The 16,903-nt window shown below is 63.9% G+C and carries 22 protein-coding genes; 12 read left to right on the top strand and 10 right to left on the bottom strand.

Annotated features, from left to right (window positions below):
* Window positions 1–3: 3 nt before the first annotated feature.
* The 7 genes from AC1P6P_RS15585 to AC1P6P_RS15615 all read right to left on the bottom strand — a co-directional run bounded on the left by AC1P6P_RS15585 (window position 4) and on the right by AC1P6P_RS15615 (window position 3,806).
* Window positions 4–825 carry a lysophospholipid acyltransferase family protein gene (locus tag AC1P6P_RS15585; RefSeq protein WP_481403360.1) on the bottom strand — a complete coding sequence of 274 codons (822 nt, stop codon included), beginning with the start codon at window positions 823–825 and terminating at the stop codon, window positions 4–6.
* A gap of 2 nt (window positions 826–827) precedes the next feature.
* A complete protein-coding gene (locus AC1P6P_RS15590; protein ID WP_481403361.1) occupies window positions 828–1,238 on the bottom strand; it encodes a Fur family transcriptional regulator in 411 nt (136 codons plus the stop codon).
* Between the two features lie 32 nt (window positions 1,239–1,270).
* Window positions 1,271–1,744 carry a GNAT family N-acetyltransferase gene (locus tag AC1P6P_RS15595; protein WP_481403362.1) on the bottom strand — a complete coding sequence of 158 codons (474 nt, stop codon included), beginning with the start codon at window positions 1,742–1,744 and terminating at the stop codon, window positions 1,271–1,273.
* Window positions 1,741–2,379, bottom strand: a complete 639-nt coding sequence (gene tsaB, locus AC1P6P_RS15600) for a tRNA (adenosine(37)-N6)-threonylcarbamoyltransferase complex dimerization subunit type 1 TsaB (RefSeq protein ID WP_481403363.1) — start codon at window positions 2,377–2,379, stop codon at window positions 1,741–1,743. Before tsaB ends, AC1P6P_RS15595 begins: the two co-directional genes overlap by 4 nt.
* Window positions 2,372–2,944: a malonic semialdehyde reductase gene (locus tag AC1P6P_RS15605; protein WP_481403364.1), complete on the bottom strand. Its 573-nt coding sequence runs from the start codon at window positions 2,942–2,944 to the stop codon at window positions 2,372–2,374. Before AC1P6P_RS15605 ends, tsaB begins: the two co-directional genes overlap by 8 nt.
* Window positions 2,945–2,976: 32 nt before the next feature.
* Window positions 2,977–3,531 carry a NifU family protein gene (locus AC1P6P_RS15610; protein ID WP_481403365.1) on the bottom strand — a complete coding sequence of 185 codons (555 nt, stop codon included), beginning with the start codon at window positions 3,529–3,531 and terminating at the stop codon, window positions 2,977–2,979.
* Window positions 3,532–3,599: 68 nt separating this feature from the next.
* Window positions 3,600–3,806 carry a DUF1674 domain-containing protein gene (locus tag AC1P6P_RS15615; RefSeq protein ID WP_481403366.1) on the bottom strand — a complete coding sequence of 69 codons (207 nt, stop codon included), beginning with the start codon at window positions 3,804–3,806 and terminating at the stop codon, window positions 3,600–3,602.
* A 70-nt stretch (window positions 3,807–3,876) separates the two neighbouring features.
* On the opposite strand from AC1P6P_RS15615, the gene htpX reads away from it, so the two are divergent.
* Both htpX and AC1P6P_RS15625 read left to right on the top strand, forming a co-directional pair.
* Entirely contained in the window at window positions 3,877–4,809 is a 933-nt protein-coding gene (htpX, locus tag AC1P6P_RS15620; protein WP_481403367.1) for a zinc metalloprotease HtpX, read from the top strand.
* Window positions 4,806–6,089, top strand: coding sequence for an RsmB/NOP family class I SAM-dependent RNA methyltransferase (locus AC1P6P_RS15625; RefSeq protein ID WP_481403368.1), 1,284 nt, complete (start codon window positions 4,806–4,808; stop codon window positions 6,087–6,089). The genes htpX and AC1P6P_RS15625 overlap by 4 nt, the downstream gene beginning before the upstream one ends.
* 7 nt (window positions 6,090–6,096) lie before the next feature.
* Here AC1P6P_RS15625 and AC1P6P_RS15630 read toward each other — a convergent pair whose 3' ends face one another.
* A complete protein-coding gene (locus tag AC1P6P_RS15630; RefSeq protein WP_481403369.1) occupies window positions 6,097–8,115 on the bottom strand; it encodes a hypothetical protein in 2,019 nt (672 codons plus the stop codon).
* A 112-nt stretch (window positions 8,116–8,227) separates the two neighbouring features.
* Here AC1P6P_RS15630 and AC1P6P_RS15635 point away from each other — a divergent pair, with 112 nt between their 5' ends.
* Together AC1P6P_RS15635 and AC1P6P_RS15640 are read left to right on the top strand one after the other, a co-directional pair.
* A complete protein-coding gene (locus AC1P6P_RS15635; RefSeq protein ID WP_481403370.1) occupies window positions 8,228–8,935 on the top strand; it encodes an NnrU family protein in 708 nt (235 codons plus the stop codon).
* 45 nt (window positions 8,936–8,980) lie between these two features.
* Complete coding sequence (locus AC1P6P_RS15640; RefSeq protein WP_481403371.1) at window positions 8,981–9,322, top strand: Hpt domain-containing protein; 342 nt, start codon at window positions 8,981–8,983, stop codon at window positions 9,320–9,322.
* On the opposite strand, the gene AC1P6P_RS15645 is transcribed toward AC1P6P_RS15640, so the two are convergent.
* Entirely contained in the window at window positions 9,307–9,738 is a 432-nt protein-coding gene (locus tag AC1P6P_RS15645; protein WP_481403372.1) for a chorismate mutase, read from the bottom strand. The genes AC1P6P_RS15640 and AC1P6P_RS15645 overlap by 16 nt on opposite strands.
* A 67-nt stretch (window positions 9,739–9,805) precedes the next feature.
* Between AC1P6P_RS15645 and AC1P6P_RS15650 the strand changes: the two genes are divergently transcribed.
* The 4 genes from AC1P6P_RS15650 (at window position 9,806) to AC1P6P_RS15665 (ending at window position 11,943) form a co-directional block, all read left to right on the top strand.
* Window positions 9,806–10,837, top strand: coding sequence for an NAD(P)/FAD-dependent oxidoreductase (locus AC1P6P_RS15650; protein ID WP_481403373.1), 1,032 nt, complete (start codon window positions 9,806–9,808; stop codon window positions 10,835–10,837).
* A 67-nt stretch (window positions 10,838–10,904) separates the two neighbouring features.
* On the top strand, window positions 10,905–11,213 hold the full coding sequence (locus AC1P6P_RS15655; protein ID WP_481403374.1) for a 2Fe-2S iron-sulfur cluster-binding protein: 309 nt from the start codon (window positions 10,905–10,907) through the stop codon (window positions 11,211–11,213).
* Between the two features lie 116 nt (window positions 11,214–11,329).
* The gene (locus AC1P6P_RS15660) at window positions 11,330–11,557 is read left to right on the top strand and encodes an AbrB/MazE/SpoVT family DNA-binding domain-containing protein (RefSeq protein WP_481403375.1); all 228 of its coding nucleotides are present in this window, start codon (window positions 11,330–11,332) and stop codon (window positions 11,555–11,557) included.
* The gene (locus tag AC1P6P_RS15665) at window positions 11,554–11,943 is read left to right on the top strand and encodes a type II toxin-antitoxin system death-on-curing family toxin (protein ID WP_481403376.1); all 390 of its coding nucleotides are present in this window, start codon (window positions 11,554–11,556) and stop codon (window positions 11,941–11,943) included. Before AC1P6P_RS15660 ends, AC1P6P_RS15665 begins: the two co-directional genes overlap by 4 nt.
* Here AC1P6P_RS15665 and AC1P6P_RS15670 read toward each other — a convergent pair whose 3' ends face one another.
* Window positions 11,944–13,044, bottom strand: a complete 1,101-nt coding sequence (locus AC1P6P_RS15670) for a hypothetical protein (protein WP_481403377.1) — start codon at window positions 13,042–13,044, stop codon at window positions 11,944–11,946.
* A gap of 131 nt (window positions 13,045–13,175) precedes the next feature.
* On the opposite strand from AC1P6P_RS15670, the gene AC1P6P_RS15675 reads away from it, so the two are divergent.
* The 4 genes from AC1P6P_RS15675 (at window position 13,176) to mctP (ending at window position 16,899) form a co-directional block, all read left to right on the top strand.
* Window positions 13,176–13,568, top strand: coding sequence for a hypothetical protein (locus AC1P6P_RS15675; RefSeq protein WP_481403378.1), 393 nt, complete (start codon window positions 13,176–13,178; stop codon window positions 13,566–13,568).
* Window positions 13,565–15,079, top strand: a complete 1,515-nt coding sequence (locus AC1P6P_RS15680; protein WP_481403379.1) for a YifB family Mg chelatase-like AAA ATPase — start codon at window positions 13,565–13,567, stop codon at window positions 15,077–15,079. The genes AC1P6P_RS15675 and AC1P6P_RS15680 overlap by 4 nt, the downstream gene beginning before the upstream one ends.
* A gap of 90 nt (window positions 15,080–15,169) precedes the next feature.
* The gene (locus tag AC1P6P_RS15685; protein WP_481403380.1) at window positions 15,170–15,352 is read left to right on the top strand and encodes a DUF3311 domain-containing protein; all 183 of its coding nucleotides are present in this window, start codon (window positions 15,170–15,172) and stop codon (window positions 15,350–15,352) included.
* Complete coding sequence (mctP, locus tag AC1P6P_RS15690; RefSeq protein WP_481403381.1) at window positions 15,349–16,899, top strand: monocarboxylate uptake permease MctP; 1,551 nt, start codon at window positions 15,349–15,351, stop codon at window positions 16,897–16,899. Before AC1P6P_RS15685 ends, mctP begins: the two co-directional genes overlap by 4 nt.
* Window positions 16,900–16,903 lie beyond the last annotated feature (4 nt).

A 16,903-nucleotide genomic window follows, 5' to 3' on the forward strand; every position in this document is an offset into this window, starting at 1 on the left:
CCGTCAGCTCGCCGCGGCCAGTGCCGGCTGCTCGCCCCAGTTGCCCTGGAGGGCCCGCACTTGGCCTTCGCGGACGACCCGTTCCGCCACGATCGCCAGGTGTTTGCGCCCGAAACCGGGGCCGACCTGCAACGGAGCATGAAATTCCACCACGACATCGAGCGGACCGGTTTTGAACGCCTCCCAGACGTGCGGCATCAGTTCCATGTCGCCGTACCAGGCATAGAGCGGGCGATTCTCGCGCCCGAGTGGAATGCCGTGAAAGCCGACGTAGGAAATCGACACCGGTTGCACCGGCACGTATTCCGGCTTGTCATCGCTGCCGATGTTAGATTCCACCGCCCCCATCAAGGCGCTCTTGAAGGGGATGACATGGTTGCCGTCGGTGGAGGTTCCTTCGGGGAACAGCACCAGGGTATCGCCGCGGCGCAAGCGGTCGCGGATCACTTTGGCCGATTCCGCCGTTGCGGCACGGCGGCGGCGGTCAACAAAAACCGAGCGCTGCAGCCTCGCCATCAGGCCGAACAGCGGCCATCCGGCCACTTCCGCCTTGGCCACGAATGACACCTTGGCGGCGGCCGACATGATCAGGATGTCGAAGTAGCCAGTGTGATTGCCGACCATCAGGACGCCGCGATCCTGGACCGGCGCGCCGATTACATGCAGGCGGATGCCGAACAGACGGCAGAGAAACTTGTGATAGGCATGCGGATAGCTTGCCTGCAGCTTCCAGCCGAGGCGGATGGAAATCCACTGGACGGGCGCACTCAGAGCCGTCAGGCCGAAAAACGCGAAGGCCAGGCAAAACGCTCTGAGGGTCGGCATGCTTAACGGGGCTTCTTGGGAACGCCGTAAAGCTCTAGCCGGTGATCGACCAATTCGAAACCGAGTTCTTCGGCAATGCGACGCTGCAGCCGTTCGATTTCCTCATTGCGGAACTCGATCACGCTGCCGGACTGCACGTCGATCAAGTGATCGTGATGCGATTCCGGCATTTCCTCGTAGCGCGAACGGCCGTCACGGAAATCGTGACGCTCCAGGATGCCTGCATCCTCGAACAGCTTCACGGTCCGATAGACAGTCGCAATAGAGATGTGCGGATCCAGTGCCGAAGCGCGCCGGTACAACTCCTCGGCGTCCGGATGATCCGCTGCGTCCGATAATACGCGCGCGATGACCCGGCGTTGCTCGGTCATCCGCAGACCCTTATCAACGCAGAGTTTTTCGATCCGCGTCATAGCTTTCCCCTGCTCCCTCAATATGTGCGACTCTAACCGAGTTGCAGCGAAAAGCCCACCCGGAGAAGTGGAATTGCACCCTTAAACACTAGGGCATCTTCGCGCATGCCGTGTGGCCCAGCGTAGTAGGCTTTCCGCCGACCTACTTCGCTGAAGCCGATCTGCTTATACAGTGCTATCGCAGGATAATTCGACGCATTCACCTCCAAAAACATGATCTCGGCGCCAGCTTCTGCGGCCCGTTCGGAGGCCGCGACGACCAGGGCTGAAGCGGTGCCGCGTCGTCGCGCCGCAGGGGCAACAGCCAGGGTGAGCACTTCCGCCTCGCCTCCAGCGGCCCGCACCAGGATGAAACCAGTCACATCGCAGTCCACCAGAGCAAAAGTACCCGGCGTCACCATGAGCCCCGAAATCGCGACTGCGTCCCAGATCTCAGTCGCAAAGCTCTGCGAATGGATTGCAGCGAGCGCCTGGACCTCAGCTGCCGTAGCGATGCGGACCGTCATCGCACCGCCGCCGGAAGCTTGGCATCGGGCGCCCGCAGATAAAGCGGCCGCGGCGCCGAGCCGGTAGCCGGCATTGTCGCGGCCAGCCGTGCCACCCAAACAGCATCGGGTGCTAGAATCGTGGTGACCCGCGCCGCCGGCAGCGCCATCAATCCGGCGCCGGTGCCTGCCAAAGCCAAAGACGTGAATGAAGACAGCAACGCTTGCGCGTCGGCAATGGTCATCACTGCAGCCGGATCGCCGGCGGTGGTTTCGAGATAGACCTCACCGCGTTTGGCATCGTGCACGGCGGCGGCAACCTCACAGCCGGTTTCGGTTAGCGCCGCTGCCGCCATTGCCGCCAGGCTGGTGACGCCGACGAGCGGCTTTCCGAGCGCGACGCGCAATCCCCGCATGAAGGCGAGCCCGACGCGCTGGCCGGTGAACGAGCCAGGGCCGGTGGTGACGGCAAGCCGGTCGATCGCCGCGAAGCCAAGCCCGGCTTCCCGCATCACCGCATCGGCCATCGGCGCCAGCGCTTCGGCATGGCCGCGCTGCATTTCGGTGAACTGGCGCGCAATCACGGTGCCGTGCTCGAGCAGTGCCACCGAGCAAGCGCCGAACGTGGTATCGGCGGCGAGGATGCGCTCAGACAAGCTGACAGGCCTCATCGAATGAGAGCCGTTCCGCCCGCGGAAAGAGCTTGGCCGGATCGCCGTAGCCGATATTGCACAAGAAGTTCGATTTCACCGCGGTTCCGGCGAAGAATTCACCATCGACGCCGGCATTGTCGAATCCCGACATCGGTCCGCAATCGAGCCCCAACGCCCGCGCCGCAATGATGAAATACGCCCCTTGCAGCGAGCCGTTGCGGAACGCCGTCACCTGATTGGCAGCGGCGTTGTCGAAGGCGCCAGCGCGCGGATTGAGCTTGGGCATGAAGCGTGCGAAGTCGAGATCGTAGCCGATGATCGCGGTCGCCGGCGCGGTCATGGTCTTGGCGACATTGCCGGTATCGAGATGGGGCTTGAGACGCGCCTTGGCTTCCGGCGAGACGACGAACACGATGCGCGCCGGCGAGGTGTTGGCCGAGGTCGGTCCCCACCGCATCAGATCGTAGATCGCCATCAGGATCGCCGGCGGTACCGGCTTGTCGAGCCAGCTACGATGCGTGCGCGCGGCACGGAAGATCGCGTCCAAGTCTTGGTCGTTGATCGCCACGGTATGTCCCGGTCAGGCTTCGGCGCGGAAGTCTAAACCGCTTCGACGGCGCTGACTTCGGGAATGTAGTGCTTGAGCAGGTTCTCGATGCCGTTGCGCAGCGTCATCGTCGCCGACGGACAGCCGGCGCAGGACCCGCGCATGTGCAGGAAAACAACCCCGCTGGCCGCATCGAAGCCGCGATAGATAATGTCGCCGCCATCCTGGGCCACCGCCGGACGCACCCGCGTCTCGATCAGGTCGCGGATTTGCACAACCACGTCGGACTCATCCTCAACGGCCGCTTCCGTTTCTTCGTTGCCGGCCTCGATCAGCGGCAGTTCGCGGGTGAAATGTTCCATGATGACGGCAAGCACGCCGGGCTTCAGATGCTTCCAGTCGCCGTCCGTTTTGGTCACCGAAATGAAATCGGCGCCGAAGAACACGCGCCCGACCTGCGGCATGTCGAACAAGGCTCGCGCCAAAGGCGAACGGCCGGCGGCGTCGCGGCTGTCGAAGTCGGCGACCCGGCCCTCGCCCATGACGTTACGGCCGGGCAGGAATTTCAGGGTGGCCGGATTGGGCGTCGATTCAGTCTGGATAAACATGGAGTGGTTCCAACTCGCTGCCGGCGACCCTTGTTACATGGACCCTCGAGGGGCGTCGTTCAAGGGCCTCAGAAATCCGTCACAATACCCTTTTTTTCCCAATCGCCGTAACGGGTTGGCTCGGGACCCTGGCGTCCACCCACCTCTTTCGGCAGGGCCGGCGCGGCGGCGGCGGCCTGGCGGCGTGCTTCGGCCTCTGCCAGCGCCCGCCGGCCGGCTTCGGCGATGCGGGCTTGAATTTCGGCCTCGGATAGCGGGCGTTTCAGTTTTGCCATTTTCTTTCCGTCACTTGACTGACTGGCGCGACACCATACATCACACTCGCAACAGTCCTGGAAGAGCCAAGTGAACACGCTGCGCACCGCCATCCTGATGGCCGCCCTGACCGGGCTGTTCGTCGCCTTGGGTTTTCTGATCGGTGGCCCTTCCGGCATGCTGATCGCGTTTGCCATTGCGGTCGCTACCAACGCCTTCGCCTATTGGAACTCGGACAAGGTCGTGTTGCGCATGTATGGGGCGCAGGAAGTGGACGCCCTGAGCGCGCCACGGCTCTATCATACGGTAGAGCAGCTTTCGCGCGCTGCCGGCCTGCCGATGCCGCGTGTCTGCATCGTCGAGAACGATCAGCCCAATGCCTTCGCAACCGGGCGCGATCCGGCCCACGCCGCGGTCTGCGCCACCACCGGCCTGCTCAATCGCCTCAATGACGAGGAACTCGCTGGCGTTCTGGCGCACGAACTCGGCCATGTGAGGAACCGCGACACCCTTACCATGACGATCACCGCGACGATCGCCGGCGCCATTTCGATGCTGGCGAACTTCGCCCTGTTCTTCGGCGGCGGCTTCGGCAATGACGGCGAGCGGCGCGACGGCGGCAACTTCGTTGCGGTGCTGCTGATCTCGATTCTGGCGCCGATCGCCGCGGTGCTGGTGCAGGCGATGGTCAGCCGGACCCGCGAGTTCGAAGCCGACAAGGCCGGTGCCGAAATCTCCCGTCATCCGTTGTGGCTCGCCTCGGCTCTGTCGCAGATCGAGCACGCCGCCGAGGTCACCCATAATCCCGAGGCCGATGCCCATCCGGCGACAGCGCATATGTTCATCATCAATCCGCTCGCCGGCGGCAGCATCGCCGGCCTGTTCGCCAGCCATCCGCCGACCGACGAACGCATCGCGCGGCTTCAGGCGATGGCCGGTGGCGTCCTGAGCGGCGCCCCCAAATCCGGCGGCATAAAGTCCACCGGCGTATTCGAAAAGCCGCGCAAAGGACCTTGGGGTTGAGCACTGAATCCGGCATCAAAGCCCGCCAGGCGGCGATCGCCATCCTCTCCGATGTGCTGCGACGGCGCCGGCCGCTCGATGTGGCGCTCAGCGCCGCCGAAGGGCTCGATCCGCGCGATGCCGGTTTTGCCCGTGCCATTGCCAGTGAGACCTTGCGCCGCCTCGGCCAATTGGAAGACCTGATCCGCCAGTTCGTGCCCAAGCCCCCGGCACGCAATCGGGCTGGGCCGGTGCCGGAAATCCTGCTCGCGGGCGCCTGCGAACTCATCTTCCTCGATGTGCCGCCCCATGCCGCGGTCGATGGTGCCAACCGCCTTGCCCAGGCCGATCACAAGGCGGTGCACTTCAAGCCGCTGATCAACGCCGTGCTGCGCCGCGTTTCGCGCGACGGCAAACAGGCGATCGCGGCCCAGGACGCGGCCGCGCTCAACGTGCCCGATTGGCTGTTGGCACGCTGGATCGACGGCTACGGCGAGGACACCGCGCGAGCGATCGCCGACGCCCATCAAGGCGTGCCGCCACTCGACATCGTGGTGAAGGACACGGTCGCGATCGACGGACTCGAACCGCTGTTCGGTCCGGTGCACCGTTTGAAGGACCCGGTGCGGGTCGACGCCCTGCCCGGCTATGCCGATGGCGCGTTCTGGGTCCAGGATGCCGCCGCCACTCTGCCGCCGCTGTTGCTCGGCGACATCAAAGGTGCGCGGGTGATCGATCTCTGCGCCGCCCCTGGCGGCAAGACGGCTCAACTCGCCGCGGCTGGCGCGATCGTCACCGCGATCGAGCGTGAACCGGCGCGGATGGAGCAGTTGCGGGAAAACCTCGCCCGGCTGCGGCTCAGAGCCGACTGCGTTGTCGCCGACGCCCGCGATTGGCAGCCGGAGGAGCCGGCGCCGTTTGTCCTGCTCGATGCGCCCTGCAGCGCCACCGGCACCATTCGCCGCCATCCTGAATTGCCGTGGATCAAGAGCGCCGCGGACGTGACGCTGTGCAGCCAGCTCGCCGGTGAGCTGCTCGATGCGGCAGCGGAAATGACGGCGCCGGGCGGAATTCTGGTGTTTGCCACCTGCTCGCTCGAACGCGAAGAAGGTCCGGAGCAGATCGAAGCATTCCTGGAGCGCAACCCTGCTTTTTGCCGCCGGCCGCTGACGGCGGCGGAGGTGTTCGGTCACAGCGAGTTCGTCACCGCGGACGGCGATCTCAGGACCCTGCCATGCCACCTCAAAGAACAGGGCGGCATGGATGGATTCTATGCCGCCCGTCTCCGGAAAAAATCGTAAGTGTTGCCTACAGGCGCCCGAGCGCGTAGGCGATGGTGAGATAGATCTTGCCGGTGTCGGACGACAGGATGGTCGGCGCCAACAGGCCGCCGCCATCGCCTTGGCGGGCGCGGGTGTGCAGCGCTTCGAATTCCTGCATGAAAACGTTGGCGGCATCGCGGAAGCGGGCATTGTCGCGATAGAGCGTGGTGATGCGATGCACCGTGTCTTCATCGAGCGTGTTGGCGAGCTTCCTGGCAAACACCGCCCGGTCGCCGGCGAGATAGCGGCGCCATTCGTCCTCGTGCGGCTGGACGTCGGCGGAAATGGCGGCCAGATCGATCGCCATGTCGTTGAGTGCCGCCTGCAACGCCCCGAGGGCGGCAGCGGCCGCAGGACGCAGATCTTTTTTCGAGGAATCATCGGCCGCGGCGAGCAACGCCGACATCTGCCACTTGCCTTTCGACTCCTCGGCTTTTTTGGCCGGGCGCGAGGTCAGCTTGCGGGCCAAGCCCCTGAGGCCGTCGTGTTCGGAGGCGCTCGTCGTTTCGCTGGCTTGGGGCTCGCGCGGGGTGTTCTGCGACGCCGAACGGGCATGGATTGTGGCCAGGGTGCGCGCCGACAGATCGAGGATTTCCTCGGTCTCGCTGCGCACCATCTGGCGGACGCGCTGAGCCTCCTGCTGAGCGACCTTGGGCAGATCGAGCAGGTGCTTTTCGACTTCGGTGACGGCATCCGACAAGGCGCTGCGGATTTCGTTGGTTTCCGTCGACAACTCGCCGGCGGTGCGCAGCAGCCGTTCGCATTCGGCCATTGCCTCACCCACCAGCGCCTTGGCGTCGGCCTTGGCCTGGCCGGCAGTTTCACCAATCAGGGTCTGGGCGCCGACGCCCGCTTCCTGCAGCGCGCCGATCAAATGGGCAATGGTGTTGTTGGCGGCATCGCCGATTTCCTTCAGCCGGTCGGCTTCCTTGGCGAAGCTCTGCGCCAGCTGGGCGGTGCGCATCGAGGCGCCGGCCATGATCAGTTCGAGATCGTGCTCGGCATCGCCAGTCATGGTTTCGAACTTCTTGGTTTCGATGGTGAAGGCGGTGATCGACTGTTCGAGGGTGGCGCGCTGGCTGCCAAGCGCCTGTTCGAAGGCCGACGAATCTTCTTTCAGGCGCTGCATCAGATCGGTCATGGCGGCGCGATGACGTTCCTGCCGGCCGAGTACGAATTCAGCCCGCGCCATGGCGGCATCAGCGACGGATTCAATGCGCTTTGCCTGCTTGTCGAGTTCGACGGCGGCGGCGTGCGGGGCATCGGCGGCGGCGCCGGCCGCCTGGCGGAAATTGGCGGCCTGGACATCGAGGGTCTGGCCGGCGGCCTTGAGGCCGGTTTCAGCCGCTTCGATCGTCGCTTTGAGCTGGGCCGAACGCCCGGCCACGGCTTCGGCGGCGCGGGTGGCGGAATCGCCCAGGCTGGCGGCAACGCCTTCGATCCGTTCGCGCTCCTGCATCAGGCGGGTGGCGAGCGCCTCGCCTCGGACATCGACCCGGGCGCCGGCTTCGTCGAGGGCGGCAATCTGGTTCTCGAGCACGCTTTCCAAGGCCCGCAGCCGGGTGAAGGCGCCGTCGAGACCGGCATTCAAGGCGTCAAGTTCGCGACGGACGGCGCGACCCAAGCGGGCAGCGGTGCGCGAGGCAGTCTCGTCGGCGGTGAACAGCCGATCGGTGGCCTCGGCAAGAAGTTCGGCACTCATCGACAACTGATAGCCGCGCGACAGCATCCAGGCGATGATGATGAACAGACACGGCGGCACCACCGTCACCGACAAGGCGATGGCGAACTCGGGCAGACCGAAGGCGGTCGCCGACATCTTCTCGTACCAGCCCCAGAAGAACGCCGCCGCCGTACCGGCCCAGAATACCGCCAGGGTCGCGGCCGCAATTTGGCCAACCATGGCGCTCAAATCGTGCTTGGGCTGCTCCCGCACGAACTCGGCGCCTGGTGGGATCTCGGTGGGCTGAACAAGGGTCGGCGGAGTAACGGACGGCGTCGCCATGGACTTTCCTCGGCCTGGGGAAGGGCTAAGTTTAACCATGCTGCCGATGGTAGCGCGAGGGGAGGATTGCGGTTTTCCTCGGGATAACGTGAGCAAATTGTTGGAGTGGGGGATGACAAATCTGATCGCCGCGGCGGCAAGCTTCCTGGGTATCCACCTGTTGGTGTCCGGAACGGTGCTGCGCGACTGGATCACCGCCAAAATCGGCAAAAAAGTCTACATTCCGCTGTTCGCCATGGCGTCGCTGCTCGCCATCGTCTGGCTTTGCATCGCCTACAACGGCGCCAGTATCAGCTCTGCAAACACTGTTCTGTTCGTGCCGCCGCCCGCCTTGAAAATGTTCGGCGTGGTGCTGGTCGCAGCGGCTTTCCTGCTCGCGGTTCCGGGCGTTTTGCGCCGTAATCCGACCTCGGCCGGGCAGGAGCTGGCCCACATCGACGGTATCCTGCGCGTCACCCGACACCCGTTTCTGATCGGCGTGAGCGTATGGGCCGCCTTCCACCTTGCCGCCACAGGGACGCTGGCGGCGACGATCTTTTTTGCCACCTTCCTGATCCTGGCGGTGTTCGGCACCCGAGCCATCGACCGCAAAGTGGAACGCCGCCAGCCGCGCCAGTGGGCCAAGATTGCCGCCAAAACGTCGGTGATCCCGTTTGCCGCCATCGCCACGAAGCGCAATCGGTTCGTGGCGCCGGAGATCGTCGACTGGCGGATGAGCGTCGCCGTCGCCGTATTCGGGGCCGTCCTCTATTTCCACTGCGCACTGTTCAGCGTTCCTGCGACTGCCTTCCCGTTCGACGGAGCATTAACCGGCAATTGACCCGGATCGGCGATGCTGTCGGCCGTCTTTTCGGGGAAAATGCCGATGAAGCCGGCCGTCGATCTGCAACATCTGTCCCGCTACACCGGCGGCGACGAGACGCTCAATGCCGAAGTGCTGAACCTGTTCGACAATCAGATCACGGAGATGGTCGGCAAACTGCAGTTCATCCTCGACAGCCAGGATGCCAAGGGCTGGAAGGATATCACCCACACCCTGAAAGGGGCCGCGCGCGGCATCGGCGCCTTCGATTTCGCCAACGCGGCGGCGGCGGCCGAGCCGATCGATCCGATCCGCGATCGCGGCAACGCCTCACTCGCCGTGCGTACCTTAGCCGCCAGTTCCGCCGACGTGCAAACTTTCATCCGCTCCTATTTGAAGCGTTGAAGCTCTTCGAAGCGGTCCATTTCGAGCGCGATGGAGCGTTCCATCAGTTCGCGCCACACCGCTACGGCGATCTCGGCCTTGAGGCCGGCGCGCTCAGCCGTGGCCGTGACCTTGGCGAGCACATCGGCGATGCGGGTTTCGTCGCGGATATCATCGCGATGGGCTTTGATCTTGGCGGCCCGTTCGATATAGCGCTGGCGCTCGGCCAGCAGCGCCACCAGCGCCCGGTCCAAGCGGTCGATTTCAACACGCAGGTCAGTCATGTTAAGGCATTGATCTGCCGACTTTATCTTTTGATCTTGGGCTGCCATGAGGTCCTGCGAGTGGCGGTAATGGACGGCAAAATCACCTTCCGGTGTCGGGATGTGCGCCAGCTTGAGGTATAACTCTAACCAGCAGCCGTTGAGTTGTTGCAAGTTGGACTTTTTACAATTATACGCTGGGTGACGCCGAGGGAATAACTGGGGAAGTCAGTAAAATCAAATGTCTGGACCCATCGAAACCGATGTCGTGATCATCGGAGCCGGCCCCGCCGGCCTGTTCGCCGTATTTGAACTCGGCCTTCTCGACCTCAAGGCCCACCTGATCGACATCCTGGACCGTCCCGGCGGCCAGTGTACCGAGCTTTATCCCGAAAAGCCGATCTACGACATCCCGGCCTTGCCGGTGGTGACTGGTCAGGAGCTGGTCGACCGGCTGCTGGAACAAATCAAGCCGTTCGGGGCCACCTTCCATCATGGCGAGATGGCCGCCGGCCTGACCAAATTGCCCGATGGCCGCTGGAAGCTGACCACCGACGCCGGCAAGGAACTGCTGGCCCCGGTAATCGTGATTGCGGCCGGCGCCGGCTCGTTCGTGCCCAAACGCCCGCCCATTCCCGGCATCGAAGCCTTTGAAGGCACCTCGGTCCATTATGCCGTGCGCAAGATGGAAGCGTTCCGCGATAAGCATGTGTTGATCGCCGGCGGCGGCGACAGCGCCCTCGACTGGACGCTCAACCTGGCGCCGATCGCCAAGAGCCTGACGCTGGTCCATCACCGTGACGGCTTCCGCGCCCAGCAGCACTCGGTCAATCAGATGCGGGAGCTGGTGGCGGCCGGAAAGGTCAATTTCCACGTCGCTTCGGTGAAGGCGCTGCACGGCAACGGCGGCATCTTGATGGCCGCAACCCTTCAAGGCCACGACAAGAAGGAATGGCAGATCGACGCCGAAACCTTCCTGCCGTTCTTCGGCCTTACCATCAAGCTCGGCCCGATCGCCGAGTTTGGCATCGGCCTGCACGAAAACCTGATTCAGGTCGATACCGCCAAGTTCGAGAGTGAACAGCCGGGCATCTTTGGCATCGGCGATATCATCACCTATCCCGGCAAGCTGAAGCTGATCCTGTCGGGCTTCCACGAGGCGGCGCTGATGGCGCAGGCGGCATTCCACATCTGCCGGCCGGGCGAAAAGCTGCGGTTCCAGTACACGACGTCGTCGTCGAACCTGCAGAAGAAACTCGGCGTCAACGGCTGACGATTTCAAAGGCACAGCGCGGCGCCTTGCGCTATAAGCGCGGCCGCCTGCCAGGGAACAAGTCATCATGAAGATCTACGCGACCGACCGCGACGGCAAACAACACGAGATCGAAGGCCGCGAAGGCTGGACGATCATGGAAATGCTGCGCGACGCCGGCCTGCCGGTTGCGGCCGAATGCGGCGGGGCCTGTGCCTGCGCCACCTGTCAGGTCTATGTCGAAGACGGCTGGTACGAAAAACTGAACCCGCCCGCCGACATGGAAACCGATATGCTGGATATGGCGCTGGCGGTGCAGCCCAATTCCCGCCTGTCCTGCCAGCTCGTGTGCTCGGAAGAGCTTGACGGCATCCGGGTCGTGCTGGCGCCGGAGTAATGAATTCAAATAGTTAAGCCGAAATCCGGACGAGAACCCTATTCTCGGCTGAGAATTTGGTTATGTTGTTCGAATGGATGTTATAACGTGATGTTATAACAAACGTGAGAACAGCGATGAACGTCAAATTGAAATTGACTTCAATCGGCAATTCCGTGGGCGCAGTGTTCCCGCGCGAACTTCTGGCCCGTCTGAAAGCGGACAAGGGCGACACCCTGTTCGTGACCGAGGGCCCGAACGGCATTTGCCTGACACCCTATGACCCCGAACTGGAAAAGCAGGTGGATGCGGGCCGCGAGGTTATGCGTGAATATCGCGATGCGTTGCGAGCGTTGGCCAAATGAGCGATCCAACTTGGGTTCGCGCCGATGTCCTCAAGCTGCTGCATGGTGAGAGCATTGCCGAGCATGGCGGAGCTGATGGCTTGCGCGATGAAGGCCTTTTCGAATCCGCGTTGGCCCGACCGCGCAATCTGTACGCGGACGAGAATGTTGATGATATTCCTCGACTTGCCGCCGCCTACGCTTTTGGCCTCGCCAAGAATCACGCATTTGTCGACGGCAACAAGCGGATCGCGTTTATTGCCTGCGGCCTGTTCTTACGCCTGAATGGCCTGAAGCTGGTCGCCGAACAGAGTAATGCCGTGTTGACGTTCCTGTCGCTCGCCGAAGGCGAATTCGACGAATATGGTCTCGCCGACTGGGTCCGCCAGCATGCGAAGCCGGTCTAGTTATTTCGGCGCCTGAAACATCGTGATCGTCTTGGTCTTGATGTTCACCGCCGCCAGCGGCTTGGCGGTGTGGTCAAAGAAGTCCTGGATCAGCCGGCCGAGGTCGTCGCCGCTGGGACGTCCCGACCAGGCGCCAAACACCAGCAAATCGTCGCCATTCTGCAGCGTGACCACGAAATGGGTGGTGCCGTCGTTCTTGATCTCGTCGAAAACCAGCCCCGCTCGTCCCGCGCTCGATACCAGCATCGGCGAGTCGCCGTAGGTCGAAACCGACACGCGGTCAAAGTTCTGCGTTTTCCCGTCGGCCGTCACCGCGTGCCATAACAGGATCGGAATCTTGAAGCCGGTCACCATGCGTTCGGCGCACCAGACCTCGGGCTGTTCGGGCTTGGGCCGGTCCTGGGTTTCCGGCAGCGTGTCCGCCAGCAAAACCGCGCCTGCCGCCAAACCGACCGCGGCACGATCTTTCTCATCGGTGAGCGGCGAACCGCCCCGCAGCGGGACATCGGATTTTGCGCACAACGCCAGATGCGTCCCCGCATTGGCGACGGCCCGGCGGGCGATTTCGGCCATCTCGTCGAATATCTCGGCTTCGGCGCCCGGCTCGTAGGTGGCGCGGAATTCGAACTTCCAGCCCGAGAACTCGGTCATCCAGATGCCGGTCCGCTCGGCGCCGTTCTTTTGTATGTAGATGAGATGCAGATAGGTCTCTGCCCCGGCGAAGGTCTTTTGATCGGCATCGGGCAACACCTGGGCCGCGGGCGAGTTCTGCAGCAACTGCCGCTTGGCGTCGTCAAACGCGGCCGCAAGGTTCATCGGGCCTAGGCGGGTAAGATAGACCGTGACCCAGCCGCGCGAACTGTTGTAACCGCATGACACGTCGAGGCCGACCGCATCGTAGAGTGTCATCTTGTTGCGCTGGAAACCGTTGACGCTCACCGGACATACCAATTCGGACTGGCGATGAGTGACGGTCCCATCGGTGGCGACGTCCCAGATGCTGTGCGGCACCTTGGCCGGATCGCTGGACGATATCATGTCGGCGTGGGCGGCCCCGACCAGCCACAACGCCCCCACCAATGCCCTGATCAGCTTGCTCATCGAACACCCCCGCCTGGACCGGCCAAGTCTAGCAGAAAATACGTCGCTCCCCGCCGCGGTGCGTACGCGCAAGGCCGTGCAAGGCGGAACGAAGCGGGATATGGTGCACGGCACGAGAGCGAGGGGATGACATGGTGCTGGCTGCGATCCTGGTCGCCGGCAGCTTGGCGGTTGTGGCCGACTGGCTGTTTCTGAGCGTCTTGTTCCGGGAAGCGCGCGGCAATTATCCCGAAGTGTGGTGGCCGGCGATCCGAGACCGCGAAACCGGACCAGCCAAGGTATGGACCGTACTGCTCGGCTTCATCGCGACCACCGGCGTGGTGCTGCTGTGCCAGCTCAGCGGCGGCCATGGCGTGGTGCACGGTCTCGCCATCGGCCTTCTCGCCTTCTTCGCACCGGCGGCGTTCCTCCTGACCGCCTTCCAGTTCATCAAAATGGATTTGTGGCTGGCATTCGCTGCCGGCCTGGCATGGCTGGTGCGCCTCTGTCTCGCCGGCATTGCAGCGGGGTTGCTGCTGCCGTGACCGTCGCGCACATCTTCACCGTCGCCTTCCAGGGCATCGACGCCCGCGAAGTCGACGTGCAGGTGCATATCTCCGATGGCGGCGGTGGCCAGTTCACCATTGTCGGTCTCGCCGACAAAGCGGTGGCGGAATCGCGCGAGCGTGTCCGCGTCGCCTTGTCGGCGGTCGGCTTGTCGATGCCGTTTCGGCGCGTGACGGTGAATCTCGCACCGGCCGACTTGCCCAAGGAAGGCAGCCATTACGATCTGCCGATCGCGCTCGGACTGCTCGCGGCGATGGGCGTGTTGCCGGCGAGCGAGATGGAACACTATGTGGCACTCGGCGAGCTGTCGCTCGATGCCCAGGTGATCGCGGTTACCGGCGTCCTGCCGGCGGCGATCGCGGCGTCGGCGCAAAGCCGCGGCCTGATCTGCCCGGCAGCGTGCGGACCGGAAGCGGCCTGGGCCGGCGATGTCGATATCATCGCAACGCCGTCACTGATCGCGCTCGTCAATCACGTGCGCGGTGTTCAGGTGCTGAACCGTCCGACGGCAAAGCTGGCCGACGACGGGCCGTCGGTCCCCGACCTGAAAGACGTCAAAGGTCAGGAAACTGCCAAGCGTGCGCTCGAGATCGCAGCCGCAGGCGGCCACAACATGCTGATGATCGGCCCCCCCGGCGCCGGCAAATCGATGCTCGCCCAACGCCTGCCCGGCTTGCTGCCTCCCCTCGATGCCCGCGAGGCGCTTGAGATTTCGATGGTCCAATCGCTCGCCGGCGAGCTTCCCGGCGGCACGATTTCGCGGCGGCGCCCGTTCCGCTCGCCGCATCATTCCGCCTCGATGGCGGCGCTTGTCGGTGGCGGATTGAAGGTGAAACCGGGCGAAGTCAGCCTGGCGCATCTGGGGGTGCTGTTTCTCGACGAACTGCCCGAGTTCCAGCGTGCCGTGCTCGACAGCCTGCGTCAGCCGATCGAGACCGGCGAAGCGATCGTCGCCCGCGCCAATGCACATGTGCGCTACCCGGCTCGCTTCCAGCTCGTCGCGGCGATGAATCCGTGCCGCTGCGGCTATCTCAGCGATCCGGCCCAAGCCTGCGCCCGCGCGCCCAAATGTGCCCAGGAGTACCAGTCGAAAATTTCCGGCCCGATGTTCGATCGCATCGACATCCACGTCGAGGTACCGGGCGTTTCGGCGTCGGACTTGACACTGCCGCCGCCGGCCGAAGGCAGTACGGAAATCGCGGCCCGGGTGGCGGCCGCGCGTGACCGCCAGCGGGTGCGCTATGAAAGCTGCGACGTGCGGGTCAATGCCCAAGCCGAGGGCCAATTGCTGGACCGCGTCGCGACGCCGGAGCCGCTGGGTGTGGAACTCCTGACCAGGGCCGCCGATGTCATGAAGCTGACCGCGCGCGGCTATCACCGCGTCTTGCGCGTTGCCCGCACCATTGCCGATCTTGCCGGCAACGATACCGTCAAGCGCGTCCACATCGCCGAAGCGCTGAATTTCCGGCGGCTCACCCACCTGCATTAGCCAACCGCCGCGACGGAAGCCTCGTGCCCGCTTGGCGAGACGCCGGGAATACCCTAATCATTCCGTGCGCCGATCATTTGGGGGTGCGCGATGCGTTGGTACTATGTGCTGCTGCTGGCGCCGCTCCTGCTGCTGTGGGTATCCCATTACAATCGTATTGAGCCCACGCTTGCCGGTATTCCGTTTTTCTATTGGTACCAGTTGGCCTGGGTGGGGATCACTGCCGCACTGACCGGGATCGTCTATCTGCTCGACCGGAGAGACCGGCAATGACGACCGATCCGGTCGCGGTGACAATATTCGTGACCCTGTTCGCGCTGGTCACGGTCCTGGGGTTCGTGGCGGCGGGCTGGCGGCGCGGCAATCTCAACGAACTGCACGAATGGGGCCTTGGCGGGCGGCGGTTCGGCACCGTCATCAGCTGGTTCCTGCTCGGCGGTGACCTATATACCGCCTATACCTTCATCGCAGTGCCGGCGCTTCTGTTCGGGGCGGGGGCGACCGGCTTTTTCGCCATGCCCTACACCGTGCTGGTATGGCCGCTGTTGTTCACGGTGTTCCCGCGGCTGTGGTCGGTCTGCCATCGCCACGGCTTCATCACCGCCGCCGATTTCGTCCGCGCCCGCTTTGGACACCGCTCGTTGGCGCTGGCCGTAGCGCTGACCGGCATCGTCGCCACCATGCCTTATATCGCGCTGCAGCTCGTCGGCATCGAAGTGGTGATCGCTGCCCTCGGCCTCAACCTGAGCACCCATATCGGCGGGTTCGTGATCGACCTGCCGCTGCTGATCGCCTTCGCGATACTGGCCGCCTACACCTATTCGAGCGGCCTGCGAGCGCCGGCCATGATCGCAGTAGTCAAGGACATCCTCATCTACGGCACCGTGGTTGCGGTGTTCCTCATCATTCCGGCCAGGCTCGGCGGCTTCGGACACATCTTTGCAGTCGTGAAAACGACCGCCGTGCTGCCGCCACCGCCGCACGCCAGCCTCGGCGCATTTTCCGGGTATGCCACCTTGGCCTTGGGATCGGCGCTGGCGTTGCTGCTCTATCCTCATTCGGTGACCGGCATCCTCGCCGCCTCGGGGCGCGACGTCATCAAGCGTAACGCCGTCGTCATGCCGGTCTATTCGCTGGCGCTCGGCGCGATAGCGTTGATGGGCGTTATGGCGGCCGCGGCGGGCGTCAAATCGATGCCGCAATACGCCGCCGGTTTTGCCGCGTTCGGACCAAATTTCGCAGTGCCGGCGCTGATCCTTGACAGCTTCCCGTCCTGGCTCATCGGCGTCGCCTTTGCCGCCATCGGTATCGGCGCGCTGGTGCCGGCCGCGATCATGTCGATTGCCTCGGCCAATCTCTTCACCCGCAACATCTGGCGCGAATATGTCCGCCCCAACATGAGTGCCACCGAGGAAAGCCGCACCGCGCGGATCGCCTCGCTGGTGGTCAAGGCCGGCGGCCTCGTCTTCATCATCCTGCTGCCGCAGACCTACGCCATTACGCTGCAGCTGCTCGGCGGGGTTTGGATCAGCCAGACGCTGCCGGCGGTGATGCTGGGGCTTTACACGCGACGACTGCGCCCCTCGGCATTGCTCGCCGGCTGGGCGGCAGGAATCGCGACCGGTACTTGGATGGTGGCGCAATCCGGGTTCAAATCGGCGGTCTATCCGCTCGACCTGTTCGGCACCACCGCGCCCTGTTATGCGGCAGTGGCGGCGCTGACGATCAATCTCGCGGTCGCGGTGATCGCCAGCCTGGCGCTGAACGCGGTCGCCGAGACTCCGCTGCGCGATAGGACGACAGCCGACGACTATTCCTGACGGA

It is taken from the genome of Rhizomicrobium sp. (assembly GCF_056722145.1).